Origin of the sequence: Flavobacterium sp., from assembly GCF_025352425.1 — a bacterium.
In the GTDB taxonomy this organism is placed as follows: domain Bacteria; phylum Bacteroidota; class Bacteroidia; order Flavobacteriales; family Flavobacteriaceae; genus Flavobacterium.
The window spans coordinates 1-3,349 of record NZ_JANXTI010000087.1 but is presented as its reverse complement, the minus strand read 5'-3'; the positions used below and the strand labels follow the sequence as shown (position 1 = coordinate 3,349).

At 32.6% G+C, this 3,349-nt stretch carries 4 protein-coding genes; 2 read left to right on the top strand and 2 right to left on the bottom strand.

Annotated elements, in window-relative coordinates; translation table 11 throughout:
* Positions 1-129 precede the first annotated feature (129 nt).
* Positions 130-441: a transposase gene (locus Q0Q99_RS10975; protein WP_293895698.1), complete on the bottom strand. Its 312-nt coding sequence runs from the start codon at positions 439-441 to the stop codon at positions 130-132.
* 401 nt (positions 442-842) lie between these two features.
* On the opposite strand from Q0Q99_RS10975, the gene Q0Q99_RS10970 reads away from it, so the two are divergent.
* Together Q0Q99_RS10970 and Q0Q99_RS12910 are read left to right on the top strand one after the other, a co-directional pair.
* Positions 843-1,541, top strand: coding sequence for a transposase (locus Q0Q99_RS10970; RefSeq protein ID WP_293895695.1), 699 nt, complete (start codon positions 843-845; stop codon positions 1,539-1,541).
* 29 nt (positions 1,542-1,570) lie between these two features.
* Positions 1,571-1,675: a transposase gene (locus Q0Q99_RS12910; RefSeq protein ID WP_367175037.1), complete on the top strand. Its 105-nt coding sequence runs from the start codon at positions 1,571-1,573 to the stop codon at positions 1,673-1,675.
* Positions 1,676-1,756: 81 nt separating this feature from the next.
* On the opposite strand, the gene Q0Q99_RS10965 is transcribed toward Q0Q99_RS12910, so the two are convergent.
* Positions 1,757-2,935 (bottom strand): tetratricopeptide repeat protein, encoded by a 1,179-nt coding sequence (locus Q0Q99_RS10965; RefSeq protein WP_293895692.1) that lies wholly within the window; start codon positions 2,933-2,935, stop codon positions 1,757-1,759.
* Between the last annotated feature and the right edge of the window lie 414 nt (positions 2,936-3,349).

Here is a 3,349-nt window from a genome sequence, read left to right as displayed (position 1 = left end):
ACGATTGATTAGGCATCCCCCCCTTAAATCTAAAAAATACTCACTAAATTGGCATACAACTGGATTGGACTTCACGATAACTTGGTTTTTGTTTGGTAGCAAACAAGTTACGGAAGTCTAACCAGTTTGTTAACCATTTTTGCCCTGTATGTCCAGTAGTAAAGCTTCTTTACATAAGGCTAATCTAACTTTAATCGCCATAGAATTATGAATCGAAATCACCGTACCATCTTGTGCCCATTTACGAAAATAATAATACACTATTCTCCAATCGGGAAAGTCGTTGGGAAGCATTCTCCATTGAATACCAGCTTTATCAACGTAGAGAATTGCATTGATGATTTGGCGAATAGTATATTTCCTTTTTCGCCTTAAAATTTTGACATCAAAGTTTTCTTTGATATTTTGCCACTGAGAATCGGTTAAATCTGATGGATACATGAGAAAGTAAATTTATGGTTTGACAACTCAAATTTACTGACCGATTCTCATTTTTCGTGAAACTTTAGACAACCTCTTAGAGTGCCATATCTCGAACCGTACGTTTTTGATACATCATCACTTCGGAGGTAATTTTTTTACAGACTGGACATAAACTCTCAGTATTGGTTGATTCACAATAAATGTGAGCCTCTCTATCTGTGATTGAACAGTCCAAAACCTTAACTTTGGGAAGAGTTAAAAGTAACTCAATGTTGATTTCCATTCAACAAAGATAACAGTCCCGTATAAATCATAGTAGAACCTGAATTCTTTGATTTTGTGGAATCCAGCAAAACCATGACGACTCGTTACGAACAGTATATTTACTTTATGGCTGATGATATTTGTATCAGCCAAGTATGTGTAAAAGAAGATATTATCTGGTCAACGGTCAACGCAATTTATCAGAAATTGCTGATAAACAATTATATAAAAGAACCGTCTGGCAACAAGTTCGCTACCTTGGTATTGATAAAATTTCAATCCGTAAAGGAAAGAAAAATTATGCTTGTTGTCTGGTTGATTTAGAAAGAGGAATCATTTTAGATTTTCTTGAAAATCGCCAAAAGGAAACGATTGTAGCCTATTTCAAAGGAAAAGGCATTGATTTTTGTAATCAAATAGAAGTCGTTAGTAGTGATATGTGGGATGCTTATTCCACTCTTGCAGGAGATTTATTTCCTAATGCCATATCCGTTATTGACCGCTATCATTTTTTTATTCATCTCAGTAAAGCCCTTGATTCAACTCGTAAATCTTTACGTAAGAACTTCCCTGATGAAGAATGTTTTAACCACCTTCGTTGGACCTTATTAAAGAGTCCCGATGACTTGTCTGAGGATGAACACAAAACACTGAAAGATGCTTTTTTAATCTGTCCAGACCTTCAAGAAGTTTATCAACTTAGAAAAGAATTAAAGGCTATTTTTGATTTGGATTTAACCAAAGACCAGGCTTCTTTAAAAGTAGAAGAATGGCAAGAAAAAGCTCAAAAATTAAATAATAAACCAATTGAATCTTTCCTTAAAACACTAAATAATTGGAAAGATAAGGTCTAAATTTCTTCCATCAAAGACATACAAACGCAGTGGTGGAAGGTTTAAACAATGCGATTCAGGGTATCATTCGAAGGTCATTTGGATTTCATAGTTTTGAAAATCTCAAACGAAGAGTTTTAATCGAATTGGGATAATCCCGTATAAATCATAGATGAACCATATTTTTCTATACTCATTGCATAAAACAATTTCCATAGAGGGATTCTTTAAAAAGGCTATTTTAAACTATCTGCTTTCTTCATTTCACCACTCCAAAATTTTGCTTCTTTTTTGTCTTTTTGAATTCCAAATCCACCAGTTTCATACATACTTTTCAACAAGAGAAAAATTATCTCATCATTCTTGCCATATTGATTAGCTAAACGCAAATATTTTATAGCCTGAATGTAATCTTTACCGTTTGTAGTAGTTCCTTGATGATACAAACACCCTAATACATAGTGACTCTCGGCATCAACATTATCCACTGCCAAACGAAAATATTCCATTGCTTTGTTAATATCTTTGCGATAGCCGTATAAACCACCTCCATATGAGACACCAAAAATTAAAAGGGTTTTTGGATCTAATGCATACTTAGTATTATCCCCCTGTGCAGTTGCAAGTTTGTAATATTCGGTTGCACGCTCTCCAAGTTTTTTAAAATCTGAATACATTTTAGTAGTTGCTTCTTGATTATTTGGATTTTTAGCCATTTGATTCATATATTCATCCGAAATGTCTTTTGTATTTTCCTTTCTTAATAAAATCGTTCCAAAACTTACTTGCCCATTTACATTACCTTTCGCCGCTGATAATTCGAATAGGCTTTTAGCTTTTGCAAAATCCTTTTCAACACCTAATCCTCGCAGGTAAAGATTACCTAACCCGTTTTCGCCATCGGCATCATCGTTGTCCGCCAACTGTTTATAAAGAATAAAAGCCATTTTATAATCTACTCCACTCTTACCATACATAAATTTGTGTGCTTGCTTATGAAGGGAATCCAACAAAGTAATTTTAGTTACAAACTCTTCTTCGCTTTTGGGATATTTTTTTAAGGATTCAGCTATTTTATAAATATCTCGGTATTTATCATCGTTGTTAGGAACGTTTTCATAATCCTTTAAATATTTTGTGCATAATTGTCTGGCATTTTCAATTATTTTATAATTGTTAAAAGGTTTTTTCTCGATAATTTTAGATTGCACCATAATTTTTAAGTACATCACCTTAGGGTTTGTGCTTTCAAGAATGGTTTCAACCTCGTTTAATTTTGTTAAAGTCGTTTCAAAATCATTGATAGAATAGGCTTCTTCAGCTTCTTCATACTTTATTTTAGCAATAGCTTTTTGGGTAAAAGCAAATTGAACACTTGCCAATAATGCAAAGGTGATTAGGATTATTTTTCTCATTTGTGGTTAATTTGTGGTATACTCATTACATAAAATAAATTCAATGATTTGTTAAAATTAAAATTTATACATTAACTTGAAATAGCTAAGTGCAACTCTAAAAAATAGCAGAATGCTACAGCTCAACAAGAAATTTGTACACTCGTTTGTAACTTATTTCAATATATTAATTGCGTCCTGTTTCAAATTGTTCTCTCATTATCTTAATTGTAATAAAATAGCAGTTATCCCAACAATACCTATGTAAATTATACCAAAACCAAGTAGCTTTCTTTTAAATTGGTAAAAGTAAAATTGCCCCAATGAATTGATAAACAACCCATTAGGGCGATTGTAGCTTGCAAAAGGTGCATCTTTGCATTGGAAAAATTACTACGATGCAAAAAAAGTCAAAATTGTCTAATAAAAAAAGCA

Coding starts and splice junctions, on each gene's coding strand:
- Q0Q99_RS10970 (WP_293895695.1), top strand. CDS start 843: ATGTGTAAAAGAAGATATTATCTGGTCAACGGTCAACGCAATTTATCA.
- Q0Q99_RS10965 (WP_293895692.1), bottom strand. CDS start 2,935: ATGAGAAAAATAATCCTAATCACCTTTGCATTATTGGCAAGTGTTCAA.
- Q0Q99_RS10975 (WP_293895698.1), bottom strand. CDS start 441: ATGTATCCATCAGATTTAACCGATTCTCAGTGGCAAAATATCAAAGAA.